Source organism: Staphylococcus sp. GDY8P120P (assembly GCF_017892065.1).
In the GTDB taxonomy this organism is placed as follows: domain Bacteria; phylum Bacillota; class Bacilli; order Staphylococcales; family Staphylococcaceae; genus Staphylococcus; species Staphylococcus nepalensis.
Map to the genome: position 1 here is coordinate 278101 of NZ_JAESKI010000002.1, position 16903 is coordinate 295003.

The 16903-nt window shown below is 32.5% G+C and carries 21 protein-coding genes; 14 read left to right on the forward strand and 7 right to left on the reverse strand.

The features are described 5' to 3' along the window. The first annotated feature begins 48 nt into the window (after window positions 1-48). The 3 genes from KA900_RS01740 to KA900_RS01750 are packed head-to-tail and all read left to right on the forward strand — an operon-like array spanning window position 49 to window position 2597. Window positions 49-1074: a methionine ABC transporter ATP-binding protein gene (locus tag KA900_RS01740; RefSeq protein WP_119488027.1), complete on the forward strand. Its 1026-nt coding sequence runs from the start codon at window positions 49-51 to the stop codon at window positions 1072-1074. Continuing rightward, entirely contained in the window at window positions 1067-1762 is a 696-nt protein-coding gene (locus KA900_RS01745) for a methionine ABC transporter permease (protein WP_096810608.1), read from the forward strand. Before KA900_RS01740 ends, KA900_RS01745 begins: the two co-directional genes overlap by 8 nt. Before the next feature lie 19 nt (window positions 1763-1781). Further along, the gene (locus tag KA900_RS01750) at window positions 1782-2597 is read left to right on the forward strand and encodes a MetQ/NlpA family ABC transporter substrate-binding protein (protein WP_096810607.1); all 816 of its coding nucleotides are present in this window, start codon (window positions 1782-1784) and stop codon (window positions 2595-2597) included. Window positions 2598-3301: 704 nt separating this feature from the next. On the opposite strand, the gene KA900_RS01755 is transcribed toward KA900_RS01750, so the two are convergent. Together KA900_RS01755 and popT are read right to left on the reverse strand one after the other, a co-directional pair. Next, a complete protein-coding gene (locus KA900_RS01755) occupies window positions 3302-4330 on the reverse strand; it encodes a hemolysin family protein (RefSeq protein WP_096810606.1) in 1029 nt (342 codons plus the stop codon). Window positions 4331-4702: 372 nt separating this feature from the next. Then, complete coding sequence (gene popT / locus KA900_RS01760; protein ID WP_107644244.1) at window positions 4703-5554, reverse strand: polyprenyl-phosphate transporter PopT; 852 nt, start codon at window positions 5552-5554, stop codon at window positions 4703-4705. Window positions 5555-5920: 366 nt separating this feature from the next. On the opposite strand from popT, the gene sufC reads away from it, so the two are divergent. The 5 genes from sufC to sufB all read left to right on the forward strand — a co-directional run bounded on the left by sufC (window position 5921) and on the right by sufB (window position 11475). Continuing rightward, complete coding sequence (gene sufC / locus KA900_RS01765; RefSeq protein WP_096810604.1) at window positions 5921-6682, forward strand: Fe-S cluster assembly ATPase SufC; 762 nt, start codon at window positions 5921-5923, stop codon at window positions 6680-6682. A 98-nt stretch (window positions 6683-6780) separates the two neighbouring features. Beyond that, on the forward strand, window positions 6781-8088 hold the full coding sequence (gene sufD, locus KA900_RS01770) for a Fe-S cluster assembly protein SufD (protein ID WP_115342335.1): 1308 nt from the start codon (window positions 6781-6783) through the stop codon (window positions 8086-8088). A gap of 173 nt (window positions 8089-8261) precedes the next feature. Then, window positions 8262-9500, forward strand: coding sequence for a cysteine desulfurase (locus tag KA900_RS01775; RefSeq protein WP_242692894.1), 1239 nt, complete (start codon window positions 8262-8264; stop codon window positions 9498-9500). Next, a complete protein-coding gene (gene sufU / locus KA900_RS01780) occupies window positions 9490-9939 on the forward strand; it encodes a Fe-S cluster assembly sulfur transfer protein SufU (protein ID WP_096810601.1) in 450 nt (149 codons plus the stop codon). The genes KA900_RS01775 and sufU overlap by 11 nt, the downstream gene beginning before the upstream one ends. A gap of 138 nt (window positions 9940-10077) precedes the next feature. After that, window positions 10078-11475 carry a Fe-S cluster assembly protein SufB gene (gene sufB, locus KA900_RS01785; RefSeq protein ID WP_096810600.1) on the forward strand — a complete coding sequence of 466 codons (1398 nt, stop codon included), beginning with the start codon at window positions 10078-10080 and terminating at the stop codon, window positions 11473-11475. 73 nt (window positions 11476-11548) lie between these two features. Here the strand turns inward: sufB and KA900_RS01790 are convergent, their stop codons facing one another. From KA900_RS01790 to KA900_RS01805, 4 genes are all read right to left on the reverse strand, one after another. Continuing rightward, window positions 11549-12598 carry a site-specific integrase gene (locus tag KA900_RS01790; protein ID WP_210139212.1) on the reverse strand — a complete coding sequence of 350 codons (1050 nt, stop codon included), beginning with the start codon at window positions 12596-12598 and terminating at the stop codon, window positions 11549-11551. Between the two features lie 64 nt (window positions 12599-12662). Then, window positions 12663-13334: a DUF4352 domain-containing protein gene (locus tag KA900_RS01795; RefSeq protein ID WP_210139213.1), complete on the reverse strand. Its 672-nt coding sequence runs from the start codon at window positions 13332-13334 to the stop codon at window positions 12663-12665. Between the two features lie 123 nt (window positions 13335-13457). After that, the gene (locus tag KA900_RS01800; protein WP_210139214.1) at window positions 13458-13952 is read right to left on the reverse strand and encodes a hypothetical protein; all 495 of its coding nucleotides are present in this window, start codon (window positions 13950-13952) and stop codon (window positions 13458-13460) included. Between the two features lie 14 nt (window positions 13953-13966). Then, entirely contained in the window at window positions 13967-14320 is a 354-nt protein-coding gene (locus KA900_RS01805; RefSeq protein WP_210139215.1) for a helix-turn-helix domain-containing protein, read from the reverse strand. A gap of 179 nt (window positions 14321-14499) precedes the next feature. Between KA900_RS01805 and KA900_RS01810 the strand changes: the two genes are divergently transcribed. From KA900_RS01810 to KA900_RS01820, 3 genes are read left to right on the forward strand one after another with little or no spacing between them, the layout of a single operon-like run. Continuing rightward, a complete protein-coding gene (locus KA900_RS01810; RefSeq protein WP_245339142.1) occupies window positions 14500-14724 on the forward strand; it encodes a helix-turn-helix domain-containing protein in 225 nt (74 codons plus the stop codon). Between the two features lie 14 nt (window positions 14725-14738). Beyond that, window positions 14739-15464 carry a BRO family protein gene (locus KA900_RS01815; RefSeq protein ID WP_210139216.1) on the forward strand — a complete coding sequence of 242 codons (726 nt, stop codon included), beginning with the start codon at window positions 14739-14741 and terminating at the stop codon, window positions 15462-15464. Beyond that, complete coding sequence (locus tag KA900_RS01820; RefSeq protein ID WP_210139217.1) at window positions 15461-15715, forward strand: hypothetical protein; 255 nt, start codon at window positions 15461-15463, stop codon at window positions 15713-15715. Before KA900_RS01815 ends, KA900_RS01820 begins: the two co-directional genes overlap by 4 nt. Before the next feature lie 13 nt (window positions 15716-15728). On the opposite strand, the gene KA900_RS01825 is transcribed toward KA900_RS01820, so the two are convergent. Then, the gene (locus KA900_RS01825; protein ID WP_210139218.1) at window positions 15729-15956 is read right to left on the reverse strand and encodes a hypothetical protein; all 228 of its coding nucleotides are present in this window, start codon (window positions 15954-15956) and stop codon (window positions 15729-15731) included. 65 nt (window positions 15957-16021) lie between these two features. Between KA900_RS01825 and KA900_RS01830 the strand changes: the two genes are divergently transcribed. The 3 genes from KA900_RS01830 to KA900_RS01840 are packed head-to-tail and all read left to right on the forward strand — an operon-like array spanning window position 16022 to window position 16859. After that, window positions 16022-16231 (forward strand): hypothetical protein, encoded by a 210-nt coding sequence (locus KA900_RS01830; RefSeq protein ID WP_108909486.1) that lies wholly within the window; start codon window positions 16022-16024, stop codon window positions 16229-16231. A 1-nt stretch (window position 16232) separates the two neighbouring features. Then, window positions 16233-16400, forward strand: a complete 168-nt coding sequence (locus KA900_RS01835) for a hypothetical protein (protein ID WP_210139219.1) — start codon at window positions 16233-16235, stop codon at window positions 16398-16400. A gap of 3 nt (window positions 16401-16403) precedes the next feature. Next, window positions 16404-16859: a hypothetical protein gene (locus KA900_RS01840; protein ID WP_210139220.1), complete on the forward strand. Its 456-nt coding sequence runs from the start codon at window positions 16404-16406 to the stop codon at window positions 16857-16859. Window positions 16860-16903 lie beyond the last annotated feature (44 nt).

Sequence of the window (16903 nt, forward strand, 5' to 3'; positions counted from 1 at the left end):
GAGAAAGCATTTTTTTAATTGAATGAGCAATACAAGGAGGCAACAACAATGATTGAATTAAATCAAATCGTTAAAAGATATAAAACGAAAAAACACGATGTGTTAGCTGTAGATCATGTTGATTTAAGTATTCAATCAGGCTCAATTTTCGGTGTAGTTGGCTTTTCGGGTGCAGGTAAAAGTACTTTGATTAGACTTTTAAACAACCTTGAACAACCGACTTCAGGTGACGTTGTAATTGGTGGAGATACAATTGGGAAATTATCGAAATCAGAATTAAGAAAAAAACGTCAAAAAGTGAGTATGATTTTTCAACATTTTAATCTATTGTGGTCACGTAATGTTTTGAATAATATTACTTTTCCATTAGAAATCGCAGGCGTATCGCGTAGTGAAGCGAAACGACGTGCATTGGAGTTAGTAGAGCTTGTAGGACTAAAAGGTAGAGAAAATGCCTATCCCTCAGAATTGTCAGGGGGACAGAAGCAACGTGTAGGTATCGCCCGCGCTTTAGCAAATGAACCTAATGTTTTACTTTGTGATGAAGCTACAAGTGCATTAGATCCTCAAACAACTGATGAGATTTTAGAATTATTATTAAAAATTAAAGAAGAAAGAAATTTAACAATTGTTATTATCACCCATGAAATGCAAGTGATAAGACGTATATGTGATGAAGTGGCAGTGATGGAAAACGGCCGTGTCATTGAGCAAGGTCAAGTTTCGACTGTCTTTGAAAAACCTCAACATGAAGTAACAAAACGGTTTGTTAAAGAAGACTTAAATGATGAATTTGATGAATCACTGTTTGAATTAGTTGATATGGATGAAAGTTCATCAGTAGTACGTTTGAACTTTACTGGAAATAATACGACTGAGCCTATCGTGTCATACATAACAAAGACACATAATATTGATGTCAATATACTTGAAGCAAATATTAAACATACCAAAGATGGTTCACTAGGCTTTTTAGTCTTACATTTATTAGACGTAGATTCTGAAAAATTTGAAAAGTTCAAAAATGATTTAGAGGCGCAACATGTTTCTGTGGAGGTGTTAAAGCATGGGTAATTCATTTAGCGAGATTCTACAGGAAATGATTACAATGCCTAATGTAAGTTGGGATGAAGTTTGGATAGCTACATATGAAACGATTTATATGACACTGATAGCTACAGTGTTTGCATTTGTTTTAGGTTTGATACTAGGCGTTCTTTTATTCTTGTCTGCTAAAAGTAAATCACCTGTAGCTAGAATTTTTTACAGTGTTGTATCATTCATCGTTAATTTATTCAGAGCGATACCATTTATTATCTTAATTTTATTATTGATACCATTTACAAGTTTACTATTAGGAACTATTAGTGGCCCAACAGGTGCTTTACCAGCATTAATTATCAGTGCTGCACCTTTCTATGCAAGATTAGTAGAAATTGCTTTTAAAGAAATTGATAAAGGTGTTATTGAAGCAGCTTGGTCAATGGGAGCCACAACTTGGACAGTAGTTAGAAAAGTACTTTTACCAGAAGCGATGCCAGCATTAATTTCTGGTATTACTGTGACTGCTATTGCTTTAGTAGGTTCTACTGCAGTAGCTGGCGTCATTGGGGCTGGTGGTTTAGGTAATTTAGCTTACTTAACCGGATTTACAAGAAATCAAAATGATGTCATTTTTGTTTCGACAATTTTAATTCTAATTATAGTATTTATCATTCAATTTATTGGAGATAAAATGACTAACAAAATAGATAAACGCTAAGTTTAAAGGGGGCATTTATATGAAGAAATTATTTAGTTTAGCATTAGTATTAGCACTCACATTAGTATTAGCAGCTTGTGGTAATGGAGGCGGAGGCGATGATAAAACAATAACGGTTGGTGCTTCTCCTGCACCACATGCTGAACTTTTAGAACAAGCTAAACCCATCTTAGAAGATAAAGGTTATGACTTAAAAATCAAAACAATTAACGATTATACGACGCCAAATAAATTATTGGATAAAGGTGAGTTAGATGCTAACTTCTTCCAGCACACACCTTATTTGGACACTGAAAAGAAAGATAAAGGATATAAAATTGAATCTGCTGGTAACGTTCATTTAGAGCCAATGGCTGTTTATTCTAAGAAATATAAGGATTTAAAAGATTTGCCAAAAGGTGCCACTGTGTACGTTTCAAATAATCCAGCTGAAGAGGGCCGTTTCTTAAAATTCTTCTCTGATGCCGGATTAATTAAAATTAAAGATGGTGTTAAAACAGAAGATGCTAAATTTGACGATATTGTAGAAAATAAAAAAGATATCAAATTTAATAATAAACAATCAGCAGAGTACTTACCTAAAATTTATCAAAATGAAGACGCTGATGCAGTCATTATTAATTCAAACTTTGCAATTGATCAAAAATTAAGTCCTAAAGATGATTCAATTGTGTTAGAAAAAGCAAAAGATAATCCTTACGCTAATTTGATTGGTGTTAAGGAAGGTCATAAAGATGATAAAAAAATCAAAGCTTTAATGGAAGCACTACAATCTAAAGAAATCAAAGATTACATTAATGAAAAATATGATGGTGCTGTTGTACCAGCAAAATAATATCAAGCGTTTTATTCCCTCTTTAGCTGTAATGGCTAAAGGGGGGTCTTTGTTTGCGAAAAAAGATGTATTTATTTTCAATTTATATATAAAGCTACGGCTCTATTTTTGATTATTGTAAGGCAGTATGTATGTGTTTAGATATCAATTGATATTGATTTGAAGTAGGTAGTTATAAAATAGTATATTTTAAGAAGTTAATGTCTCCGGCAATCAAAATGATAGGAAACAAACAAGAGATAGATTGAAACTTGGGTAGAATGCTAAAACAAACTCTTTTCTATAATGTAAATAGTCTTGAGATTTATAGTTATGCACTATATAAAATGAAAGTATTTATTTGAAACGTCCAACTATATGACGTAAAATTAATTACATGTTTGAATGAGTTGCTTTAAAGTGTAAATACAACAAAGTATTAATTGCACTTATTTATTGTGATTAAATTCATCCAAACAGCAATAGGGAGAACTTTGAAATCCTCATATCTCACAACAGTATGAGATATGTCAATATAAATTCATTCATACATCATTACGCGATCGATGTATTTATATGAATGTAAAAAAGCTCGGATAGGGTATGGATTTGAATTTAAATCACTTAAGTGATTATAGAGACAAGTCATTACCAATCCGGGCTTTATTTTTGTTGGTTTTACTTTAAACTTTAGATATTAAAAAATGGGCACGTTCTTTAAACATTTAAATTTTATCGTATTCATCTTTAATATCACCAACAATATTTTCAAGAATGTTTTCCATCGTAATCATCCCTATAGTACGTTGCTTATCATCTAAAATGAGTGCTATGTGGATTTGATTAGCTTTCATTTGTTCTAATACATCATGATATTTGCTATTGTGGTTAAATTTTAAAATATGGCTTGTTATTTCTAAAAGTGAGCCTAAATTGTTAGTTAACAAATCTTTAGCATGAATATATCCGATAATATTATTTTTTGTATTTTCATAAACTGGGAATCTGGAATAGGAAGCTGATTGAACATATGATTTAATTTCATTGACGTCACTTTCAACATTGATTACAGCCATTTTTTCCCATGGGATATAACCATCTTTGATAAGCATTTCATCAAATGCAAAAGCACGATTAATATGTGTTAATTCATTTTCTGAAATTTCGCCACCTTCATGACTTTCTTTAATTAGCATTTTCAATTCTTCTTCTGAATGATATAACTCGCTTTCTTTTGAAGGCTGCATGCCAAATAGTTTTAATACGAACCTAGCTGACCCGTTAAGAATATAGATAAAAGGATAAAATAATTTATAAAACATAATAATTGGTTTGGCTATCATAAGTGTAATGTTTTCTGCTTTTTGTAGCGCTATCGTTTTTGGAGCCATTTCTCCTATAACCACATGTAAATACGTAGCTATCACAAAAGCGCTTATTAAAGTTAATATATGAATCATTGTTTCAGAAAGTCCAATACTACTAAAAAGTGGGTGCAGCAGAAATTCAAATGTTGATTCACCGACCATCCCGATACCTAAGGCCGTAATTGTAATCCCTAATTGACAAGCTGCTAGGTATTCATCTAAATGTGTAACAACTTTTTGTGCAGCTATGGCATTTTTGTTATTGTTGTTTGCTAAAGAATGAATCCGGGATGTGCGCACTTTAACAATGGCAAATTCTGTAGCCACAAAGAAAGCTGTTAGTGCTAGTAAAATAATAAAAGTAAGTAAACTAAAAAAAGTTCCCAAAAATTAATTAATTCCTCCGTTATTTTGAATTTAACCCAAAAAAGGGTTGAAGTAAAATTATATATAAAGTGTAAAGGTATTGCCACTAAAAAGGTGTGAAATTTAAGATTAATAATGTTTTGTCCATTTAATAAAATAGTTACATTTAAAAATGGGGGATTAAATTATTACACGCGCTTAAAACAATCTATAATAACACTTAAATGAACGGTCATTACTTAATATACAAAAAAGGATAGCTCGTTTTCAGAAATGTTTGTATTGAACATTTTGAATTTAACCATCCTTTTTTATAAGTATTTATATAAATAGAAATAATCAAATTGTCATGATTATTACAAAAGAATTTAATCAATCAATAACGTAGGTTGATTAAAAATCGTCGCTTGTAATACGTCCCAACCTATAGCTTATGAGGTAGCCTAACACAACCAAAATAATAGAAACACCCCATGTAACGGCACCGCTTGGCAAACCAGGGAAAACAGCATAAAGCGATCCGACTACAAAGCCAATAATAAGCGCATAAGTTAAGTAAGTATAATAATTTAAGAGATATTGAATCAGTTTACTTGAAAATAAGAAACCAAAAATAATACCCAAGCCTACTGTTAATAGAATAGGTATAGCGTTGAAGTTTAAAGACATAAATTCTGAAATTGAAAACATCACGGTACCATAAACGCCAAACACTAATAGCATAAAGGAACCTGAAATCCCAGGGAGTAACATAGCACTAGAAGCACAAACACCTGCAATAAAATATTTAATAATAAGACCAGTTGATAATTCAAGCGTTTCTCCTGCGTGTTTATCTCCATTATTTAATAAGGTAATAACTACAATAATGACAATGCCTAGTAACATAATTAAGTAATGGGATATATTAAATGTTTCTTTGACTCTTGCGGTTTTAAGTAAATAGGGGATAATACCTGCGATTAATCCTACAAAAAAGAACATCGTCGGTACTGTGTGTTCACTTAAGAGATAGTTAATTACTTTACTCAATAAACCTATGGCGATTACCATACCAAGGCCGATTGGAATCAGAAATTGTAAACTTTTCCAAATTCTTTTTGAAAATATCCCACTAACAGATTGTATAAAATCATCATAGATACCTAGCAATAAAGCGATTGTACCGCCACTAACACCAGGCACTAAATCAGTAGTACCCATCGCAAATCCTTTCCAAAGATTTGACCATTTAAACTGTGACATATCAAAACCCTTTCTATCTAAAATATAATAAAAATAATAGCATAATTTTACGTAGAACTATATTAAAAACAAAAGTAAAGACGAATTAATGATTATAGAATACACTTTGAGAAAAATATCATTGTTGACGTAAAATTGAGTTGAGAACATCATATCTTATATTATCAGTTAATCGATATATAATAGCGTTATCAAAAATAATTGTGTTTTGATAACAATTTTAATTTAGCACTTGAAAAGGTTTATATTCCAAGACAATTACGTTATAATTAGATGATGTAACAAGGGATCAGTCTTTTGACTGTAGATTAAAATTATTATAAACTAGATAGGAAAAACATATCATATAATACGGAGGGAATATGTATGCCATCAACATTAGAAATTAAAGACCTACATGTGTCTATTGAAGATAAAGAGATTCTTAAAGGTGTTAATTTAACAATTAACACAGGAGAAATACATGCAGTAATGGGACCTAACGGTACAGGTAAATCAACGCTTTCATCTGCAATTATGGGACATCCAAGTTTTGAAGTAACACAAGGCGAAGTACTTTTAGATGGTGTTAACGTTTTAGAATTAGACGTTGACGATCGTGCAAAAGCAGGCCTTTTCCTAGCTATGCAATATCCATCAGAAATTACTGGTGTAACGAATGCTGACTTTATGCGTTCTGCTATTAATGCAAAACGTGAAGAAGGCGAAGAAATTAACTTAATGCAATTTATTAAAAAGTTAGATAAAGAAATGGACTTTTTAGATATTGATCAAGATATGGCGCAACGTTATTTAAATGAAGGTTTCTCAGGCGGGGAGAAAAAACGTAATGAAATTCTTCAGTTAATGATGTTAGAACCAAAATTTGCTATCTTAGACGAAATTGACTCTGGGCTTGATATTGATGCATTAAAAGTTGTATCAAAAGGTATTAACCAAATGCGTGGAGAAACATTTGGTTCATTAATTATTACTCACTATCAACGTCTATTAAATTACATTACACCAGATCACGTACACGTTATGTATGGCGGTAAAATTGTGACTTCAGGTGGCCCTGAATTAGCAAAACGTCTTGAAGAAGAAGGTTATGAATGGGTTAAAGAAGAGTTTAACGCGGCAGAATAAGTCTAAATTCATATAAAACATTAATATAGATGAATAGTTAGGTTTTGATTTATACCAATGAATTAAATCATACAATCATCAAATGGGAGGAAAAAAGTATGACGACTGAAACTTTAAACATTTCTGAAGCGCAACTTGTTGAATATTCACAAGCCCATAACGAACCTTCTTGGCTAACTGAATTACGTAAAGAAGCGTTGAAATTAACTGAAACTTTAGAAATGCCAAAACCAGATAAAACAAAAATTACTAGATGGGATTTCGATTCGTTTAAAAAACATGAAACAACAGGTAATATTTATGAATCATTAGAGGAATTACCACATGAAGTTAGAGAGATTATTGATGTTGAAAACACTGAGAATTTAATTATTCAACATAATAATACATTAGCTTTTACAAAAGTTTCGGATTCAGCTCAAAATGACGGTGTTATTGTCGAAGGGCTATCAGAAGCTTTAGTAAATCATCCAGATTTAGTAAAAGCATATTTTATGAATGAAACTGTGACAGTTGATGAACATAGATTAACTGCATTACACACTGCACTCTTAAATGGTGGCGTATTTGTATATGTACCTAAAAATGTAGTAGTTGAACATCCAATACAATACGTAGTATTACACGATGATGAAAATACAAGTTTATTTAACCATGTTATCATTGCTGCAGAAGAAAGTGCTGAAGTGACTTATGTAGAAAACTATTTATCAATTGCTAGTGGAGAAGGTAACCAACTTAATATTGTTTCAGAAGTTACTGCTGGCGCTAATTCAAAAATCACATATGGTTCAGTGGATTATTTAGATAAAGGCTTTACTGGCCATATCATCCGTCGTGGCGTTACTGAAGCAGATGCAACAATTAATTGGGCGTTAGGTTTAATGAATGAAGGTAGCCAAGTTATTGATAATACAACTAATTTAATTGGTGACCGTTCTGAAAGTGAATTAAAATCAGTAGTTATTGGTACTGGCTCACAAAAAATTAACTTAACTTCTAAAATTGTTCAGTACGGCAAAGAAACAAATGGTTATATCTTAAAACATGGTGTCATGTTGGAAGGTGCACAAACGGTATTTAACGGTATTGGTTACATCAAACATGGTGGTACTAAATCAATGGCTAACCAAGAATCACGTGTGCTTATGTTATCTGAAAAAGCCCGCGGAGATGCTAACCCAATTCTACTAATCGATGAAGATGATGTGGAAGCAGGTCATGCTGCCTCAGTAGGCCGTGTGGATCCAGAGCAACTATACTACCTAATGAGTCGTGGTATTTCACGTCAAGAAGCCGAACGTTTAGTTATCCATGGTTTCTTAGACCCTGTTGTAAGAGAATTACCAATTGAAGATGTTCAACGTAAATTGCGTGAAGTAATTGAATTAAAAGTTAATAAATAATGAATGTTAAATAGGATCGAAACCACAGCAAACGCACATTAAGAGAACATGGTCGGTCATTAATACAAATGACGTGTTACATGTACTGACTTAATTTGAGACGTACTGTTATTTTCTTAGTATTTGCTATGGTTTCATTATTGATTTTTAAATAAGAAAGGTCTGTGAATAATTTGACCGAATCACTAAATGTTAACGAAATTATAAAAGACTTCCCTATCCTTAACCAAGAAGTTAATAATAATCGCCTTGCTTATTTAGATACAACTGCAACCAGTCAAACACCAATTCAAGTGATTGACGTTATAGATGATTACTATAAACGTTACAACTCTAATGTCCACCGTGGTGTGCATACGCTTGGATCACTAGCAACAGATGGTTATGAAAATGCACGTGAAACAGTGAGACGTTTCATCAATGCTAAATATTTTGAAGAAATCATTTTCACACGCGGTACAACCGCCTCAATTAATATGATCGCACGTAGCTATGGAGATGCAAATATTAATGAAGGTGATGAAATTGTAGTCACTGAAATGGAACACCATGCTAATATTGTTCCATGGCAACAATTAGCTAAACGTAAGCAGGCATCTTTGAAATTCATTCCATTGACTGAAGATGGTGAACTAGCAATTGAAGATGTAAAAGCGACAATCAATGATAATACTAAAATAGTAGCAATTACGCATGTGTCAAATGTGCTTGGTACAATTAACGATATTAAGGCAATCGCTGAAATAGCGCATGAACACGGAGCAATCATTAGCGTGGATGGTGCGCAAGGTGCGCCACACATAGATTTAGATATGCAATCGCTAGATGTTGATTTTTATAGTTTTAGTGGCCATAAAATGTTAGGGCCTACCGGCATTGGCGTATTGTATGGCAAACGCGCACTGCTGAATGAGATGGAACCAGTAGAATTTGGCGGAGATATGATAGATTTTGTTGAAAAATATGATGCTTCATGGGCAGATTTGCCAACTAAGTTTGAGGCAGGTACACCGTTAATTGCTCAAGCAATAGGCTTAGCAGAAGCGATTCGCTATATTCAAAATTTAGGCTTTGATGCGATACAAGCACATGAACATGAATTGACGGCGTATGCTTACGATAAAATGTCTGAAATTGAGGGTGTTGAAATATACGGCCCGCCTAAAGATAGACGCGCAGGTGTTATTACTTTCAACATGACTGATGTTCATGCGCATGATGTTGCAACTGCAGTAGATACTGAAGGTGTAGCAGTTAGAGCAGGCCATCATTGTGCGCAACCACTGATGAGATGGTTAAATCAATCATCAACTGCACGTGCTAGTTTCTACATTTATAATACTAAAGAAGATATTGATCAGTTAGTTGAGTCCTTGAAGCAAACGAAGGAGTTTTTCTCATATGAATTTTAATAATTTAAATCAGTTGTATCGTTCAGTAATTATGGATCATTATAAAAATCCGAGAAACAAAGGAAATTTAGATAGTGGTGCTATGACAGTTGATATGAACAATCCGACTTGTGGGGATCGTATCCATCTTACGTTTGATATAGAAGATGGCTTCATTAAAGATGCGAAATTTGATGGTGAAGGTTGTTCAATTTCAATGTCTAGTGCTTCAATGATGACAGAAGCTGTTAAAGGGCATTCCTTGGCTGAAGCAATGCAAATGAGTCAAGAATTCACTAAAATGATGCTCGGCGAAGATTATGAAATTAGCGAAGAAATGGGAGATATTGAGGCGTTGCAAGGCGTTTCTCAATTCCCAGCTAGAATTAAGTGTGCTACTTTGGCATGGAAAGCTTTAGAAAAAGGCACAGTTGAAAAAGAAGGCAACACAGAAGATTAATCGATCTTGATACGTTGACATTGTGTAAATTTCCATTCACACTAGATATAACAACAAGATTATGATTGAACATGATTAAAGTATAAACGAGTTTGCCTTGAACGTGAGTCGTTTTAATATATAAAAGGAGTGATTTAAATGGCTAAAAAAGCACCTGATGTGGGAAATTATCAATATGGTTTCCATGACGAAGATGTTTCCATTTTTAGATCAGAACGCGGTTTAACAGAAAATATCGTCCGTGAGATTTCAAATATGAAAGAAGAGCCAGAATGGATGCTTAACTATAGATTGAAAGCATTAAAACAATTCTATAAAATGCCAATGCCACAATGGGGTGGAGATTTATCTGAATTGAATTTTGATGATATCACTTATTATGTTAAGCCTTCTGAGCAAACAGAGCGTTCATGGGATGAAGTTCCTGAAGAAATCAAACGTACATTTGATAAATTAGGTATCCCTGAAGCTGAACAAAAATACCTTGCTGGTGTTTCAGCTCAATATGAATCAGAAGTTGTTTATCACAACATGGAAAAAGAACTTGAAGATAAAGGTATCGTCTTTAAAGATACTGACAGTGCATTAAAAGAAAATGAAGAGCTATTTAGACAGTATTTCTCAACAGTTGTACCTGCTGCAGATAACAAATTCGCAGCATTAAATTCAGCTGTTTGGTCTGGTGGTTCATTCATTTATATACCAAAAAATATCAAATTAGATACGCCTTTACAAGCTTATTTCCGTATCAACTCTGAAAATATGGGGCAATTTGAACGTACATTAATCATTGCTGATGAAGGTGCTTCAGTTAACTATGTTGAAGGTTGTACAGCACCAGTATATACAACAAGTTCTTTACACTCAGCTGTAGTTGAAATTATCGTACACAAGGATGCGCATGTCCGTTACACTACAATTCAAAACTGGGCTAATAACGTATATAACTTAGTTACAAAACGTACATTAGTTCATGAAAACGGTAATATGGAATGGGTTGATGGTAACCTAGGCTCTAAACTAACAATGAAATATCCAAACTGTGTGCTTATTGGTGAAGGCGCTAAAGGTAGTACACTATCTATCGCATTTGCTGGTAAAGGACAAGTACAAGATGCTGGGGCGAAGATGATGCATAAAGCACCTAACACATCATCAACGATTGTATCTAAATCAATTTCTAAAGATGGCGGTAAAGTTATTTATCGTGGTATTGTTCACTTTGGCCGTAAAGCTAAAGGCGCGCGTTCTAATATCGAATGCGATACTTTAATCTTAGATAATGAATCTACTTCAGATACAATTCCTTATAACGAAGTATTTAATGACAATATTTCATTAGAACACGAAGCTAAAGTATCTAAAGTTTCTGAAGAACAATTATTCTATTTAATGAGTCGCGGTATTTCTGAAGAAGAAGCAACTGAAATGATTGTAATGGGCTTCATCGAACCATTTACAAAAGAGCTTCCAATGGAATACGCAGTAGAAATGAACCGTCTAATTAAATTCGAAATGGAAGGCAGTATTGGTTAGTTTGAAACGCTGATATAAAGCCTTTTTGAACAATCAATAAGCACGACTGATACCAATTTGATACCATTTACTTTTAAATGTTGTCGAATATGCGTATTGCGTCGTGCTTTTTTTGTGTATATAAGTGACTATACGTTTGCATTGTTTCGGTTATTTGTGAATGACGCATAAGTGATTGTAATACAAAAATATCTACACCATTGTTAGCTAAATAAGACGCATAAGAATGTCTTAATGTGTGAATGTCATAGTTAGGAAAGACTTGTTTATATTTCTTGTGTAAATGGCTATAGTGTTTAGGTTCCATTCCACCAAATATAAAATAGTTATCATCAAAGTATTTGTAATTATTAGACATTAAGCTATATCTTTCAATTAAAATATCATTTATAAAAATTGGCAAAGGTACAATATCTTCAGATGATTCAGTTTTAGCGCGATTATAAATTTTCCTATTAGTTACATCCATTGTTTTACTTATAGATAGTTCTTTTTTATATTTGTTGTAATCATTCCATGTTAGTGCCATTGCTTCTCCTACGCGTAATCCAGTGTAGAACATTAATTTTAACAACTCTCTATAATCTTGGTTATCTATATTATCGATTTTATCTTCGAATTCTTCTCTTAACATATATTTGGGTTTTGGTTTAACACGTGGTATCGGCGTAATAGAAATAGTTGGATCAATTCGCAAACCAAAATGTTTTTTAGCGTGATTTATTACAACTTTAAAACCAGACCAAATAGTACGTGCTGAGTTAGGGCTAGGCATATTTTTCATTAGATAACTTCTAAACTCTTGGCACTGATTTTGCTTGATTTGGTTCATTTTAATATGGCCGAACCTTTCTTTTATGTGCAACTTGTATTCATTTTCTTTTCTTCGTCTTGTTTTCTCTCTTAAATCAGTGTTATCTAAATAGTGATTAAATATATAATCAAATGTATTAGAATCACTGTAACCCGTTTCTATTTCTGTTAAAAAGCTAGCTTCTGCTGCTTTAGCTTCTCGTTTCGTTCTGAATCCGCGTTTTACTTTTCGCTTATTATTACCGTATACATCTTTATAACGAGTGGAAAAATAGTATTTATTAGTAATTTCATCTTTATAAATTGGCATATTTTAGTCATTCCTCCTAAAAAAGATAAAAATATATAGGGCATGATTAAAATGCCCTTGTATGTTATGAAATGTCAGATTTTTTAATTATCCAATCAGCTTTATAAGTTTCTAGATGAGGGTCAAAGTTCATTTCAGCTTTATATTCTTCTGCATCTGGTACATCAAAGTATGTGTATCCACTTACTGTGTTATTAGTGTTTAAGAATTCACTGAACCCGTCATTAGTATCGTCCATACCGAAGAAATTTTTCTGAGTTTCATTATCTACTGTGAGATTGAATACGTCATCAGTAGCTAAGAAACGTTCTTCACCATTATTCTTAAACTTGTATGAAACTTTTAAGATATTCCCTTTCTCTGGTGTTGAATACTCGTTGTCAGATTGGACAAATTCTGCATTAGTAACTGTAACCTCTGCACCACCAACTTTAAGCGTTTCTCCTAGACTTAATTCTTTCTTTTCATTACTATTTTCGTCACTGTCTTCACCAGTAGTATCTGCCTCACTTATTTCAGTGCTGTTATTTTTCTCTACTGTATAATCATCGTCGTTACTTGGAACCGAAGCAATTCCACCTATAAAACAAAGCAATCCAGCACCAAAAAGTACCCCGGTACTAATCAGTGAAGTTTTTACTTTTTGTTTAGTAACTGCTTTAACTATAGTGATAATTAACATGATTATAAAAGCTAAAGAAAAGCCAACCCATAGTATAAATAACAAATTCCCCATAAAAACCCTCCTAATAAATTTTAAAAAACACAATATTTCTATTATATAAAAACAATATATATAAAGCTATAGCTTATATCAAAAAGTATTTCTTTTATTAAAAATATAATAAACAAAATGTTATTACTTTATTTCTACAATATCTAATGGTTCAAATTGAATGTAATAACCCTCATATTTTACATAAGTCCCAAATTGTTTTTTATAATCTTCTATCGCTGCATAGAAATACGATCTATCTATTTGCATGGTTAAACACATATCATAAACGTCGCCCCATACACCTTGTTTATAACATTTAATTAATTTTTCTAAAGGTACAGCTAATTTAAAACCGAAACGTCTAGCTTTCAATTCTTGTCTTAGGCTATCAACATGAGACTGAGTAGAATTAGTATAAGCGCTTAGAATATTACCATAAGATGTTTCGTGATGTCCTAATTCTTCTGCAATAAATCCATTCTGTATATAATGATTAGCTTTACCTGTTATAGTAATTAACCCATCGGGGTCTATATCGTCTCTTAAATAGTACCCGCCAGCTTTTCTAGGTAAATTATAATCAATTTCTAATGCAACTTTAGAGTATTCCTCTAATAATTCTTCTCTTAACTGCATAAAACATTAACCCCTTACTTCTTTTTGTTTCTTCTCATCATTCTTCTAGCTTCTATATAAGCAAGTATTTCTTCAATCTCTTCTTCTGAAGCATCATCATCTATATGAGCAGCAATAACTTCTGAAATGTCCTTTTTGCTGTCTTTTTTAAATGTTGGGTCTATATCAGACTTATTTACATTTAATACATCTGCTACTTTTTGGACATTATCTGGGTTTATTAAAGTTTTATTATTTAAATAATCAGAGATTGTACTTTTGGAAATACCAGTTTTGTCTGCTAATTTCAGTTGTGTTAACCCTTGTTGTTTCATTAAGTTTTTAATATTCTTTGAAATTTGTGCTTTCAACTCTTGATTTCTGTCCATAATCATTACCTCTTAATTTAATTATTTGTTAACTACAGTATATAGGTAGAAAAACGGTAAAGCAAGTAAAATTTCGGATTGTTTCGGAATTTTTATAAAAAATACGAAAAATATCGTTTGACATTCCGAGGTAATTCGGATAAACTTGTAAATAGTTAAAGAAAGAGGTGATTAAACAAATGCAAATTACTATGCGAGCCGCAAGGGTTAATGCTGGTTATACGCAAGGTCAAGCCTCTAATGAATTAGGTATTAACACTGATACTCTTGTTAGATATGAAAAAGATAATTCTAAAATTGGAAGAGATATTATTGTTAAAATGCAAGACCTATATAAAACAGATGCAGACCATATTTTTTTTGGAGTTGAGTCCGAATTTATTCGGAAATTAAGAGAAAGTTAAAAGGGGGAAAACAAATGCAAGATTTACAAGTATTCCAAAACTCTCAATTTGGAGATTTAGAAATTTTAACTATTGAAGGCAAGGAATGGTTTCCAGCAGTTAAAGTAGCAGAAGTATTAGGATATACAAATCCTCACAAAGCAGTAAGAGATCATACGAAAGAACGTGGGGTAACGATTCGTTCAGTCATCGACTCACTAGGAAGATACCAAGATAAAAAATTCATTGACGAAGGTAATTTATACAGGTTAATCACTAAATCAAAATTACCACAAGCAGAACAATTTGAAGAATGGGTATTCGAAGATGTTTTACCAACATTAAGAAAAACTGGAGGTTACCAAGTACCTACCGACCCAATGGATGCACTTAAATTAATGTTTGAAGCTACTGAGCAAACTAAAGAAGAAATACAAAGTGTTAAATCAGATGTAATTGATTTAAAAGACAAACAGAAGCTTGATACAGGAGAGTACAACCTAATCACTAGAACAATTCATCAGCGCGTGGCATACATCAGACAAATACACGGATTACCTTACAGTAAAGAAGTTAACACACCTTTATACAAAGAGATAAACAATAATGTTAATACAATGACAGGTTCTAAAACTAGATCGCAAATCAAGCAGAAGTACTTTGATGATGTATTGGATATGGTAGCTAACTGGTTCCCGTCTCAATCGACAATGTATGTGATTAGACAATTAGAAATGGATTTAGAGGAGGAAACGGAATGAACGAATTTAAATTAAACAAAGAAATAATAGAGAGTCATCAAGAATATAAAGATATTTTGTATAAACACGCATTAGAAATTTATAAAGATTCTATTGATAGTGCAGAAACATACGGAGAGGCTTACAAGATAATTGAAGGCATCGAATTTAAAGTTAAACAGGAACCAGAACTAGTAGATTTTCTTCCAATTTACGAATTAGCTCTTGTTATTTTAGAACAAAAAATGCGTGCTACTCCAATTAAGAAGTAACACGCAACGATGATTACAAATCGCTATTCAAACGTGCGTTAGTTAAACGGTTTTGTTCATCTTTGAAATCATTCTGGACTCTATCTATATCTCTGATGACTCTTCTTTTAACTCTTTCATCTTCGGTATATAGGGAGAACAGTTCGCTCAGTGCTGAAGCGAGATTCGTGTTGTCAACACCGTTATCTTTTAAAATTTGGTCTATTTCATCAAATTTTAATTGGTACTTTTCTTGACGCATAGTTATTTTCACCACCCACTATCGCAGTAGCGATAAATCAATTATACCAGAAAGGAGTCATTGCAATGATTAAAAATGTACTAACTTCAAAAGATGTAGCGAATGTATTGGAGGTTTCTGCATCTACTGCATGTAAATATATCAAACGAATGAACGAAGAAATGGAAAAACAAGGTTACTTCACTATTTCAGGTAGAGTGCCAGTTAAAATGTTCCAGGAAAAATTCCCGTATCACGAGATACCAGAAGAAGTATTAAAAGGAAAGGAGGGGTAGCATGAAGAAAACAATAATGACATTTCTTACAATACCATTTATAACTTTACCAATAGCACTAATAACAAATGACTTTTTTATCGGTATGGTACTTTCTGTACTTGCAAGTTACGGCATTTACATGTTCTGGGACGCGTTTTTCGACACAATAAAAAAAGAGGAGGTTTAACCAATGGAACAAATAACAGTTACAAAAGAAGAATTACTTGAATTAGTAGAAAAAGCTGTAAGTAAAAGGTTAGATAACGTAAAAAGTAAAGGGCCAAAACAAATATTTACTGATGTTGAGATTAAACCAGATGAACTAAAAGAAGTGAATCAAAAGTTTTTTATACCTATTTCCCCAACGAATATGTCAATAGATTTATATAATACACTTTCAATTTGGAAATTTAATAAACAGGTTAATGTCTCTTCTAACAAAAGCAATAGCTTTATGATTCATGACAACTTAAGAATTTTGACACAACGCGCTTTAGGAGCTAACAGAAACACTGAAATATATAAAGAAGATTATGAATTTGCAGAAGAATGCTACAAAGAATTAAAGGACAAGTTTTTAGAACTTTACGAAAAACATCTCGAACGAAATTTAACAAAAAAGACTGAAAGCAAGGGCAATTGCTAACAGTCAAAGTAAGTTATTTAAGAAATTTATAACTTAAATATACA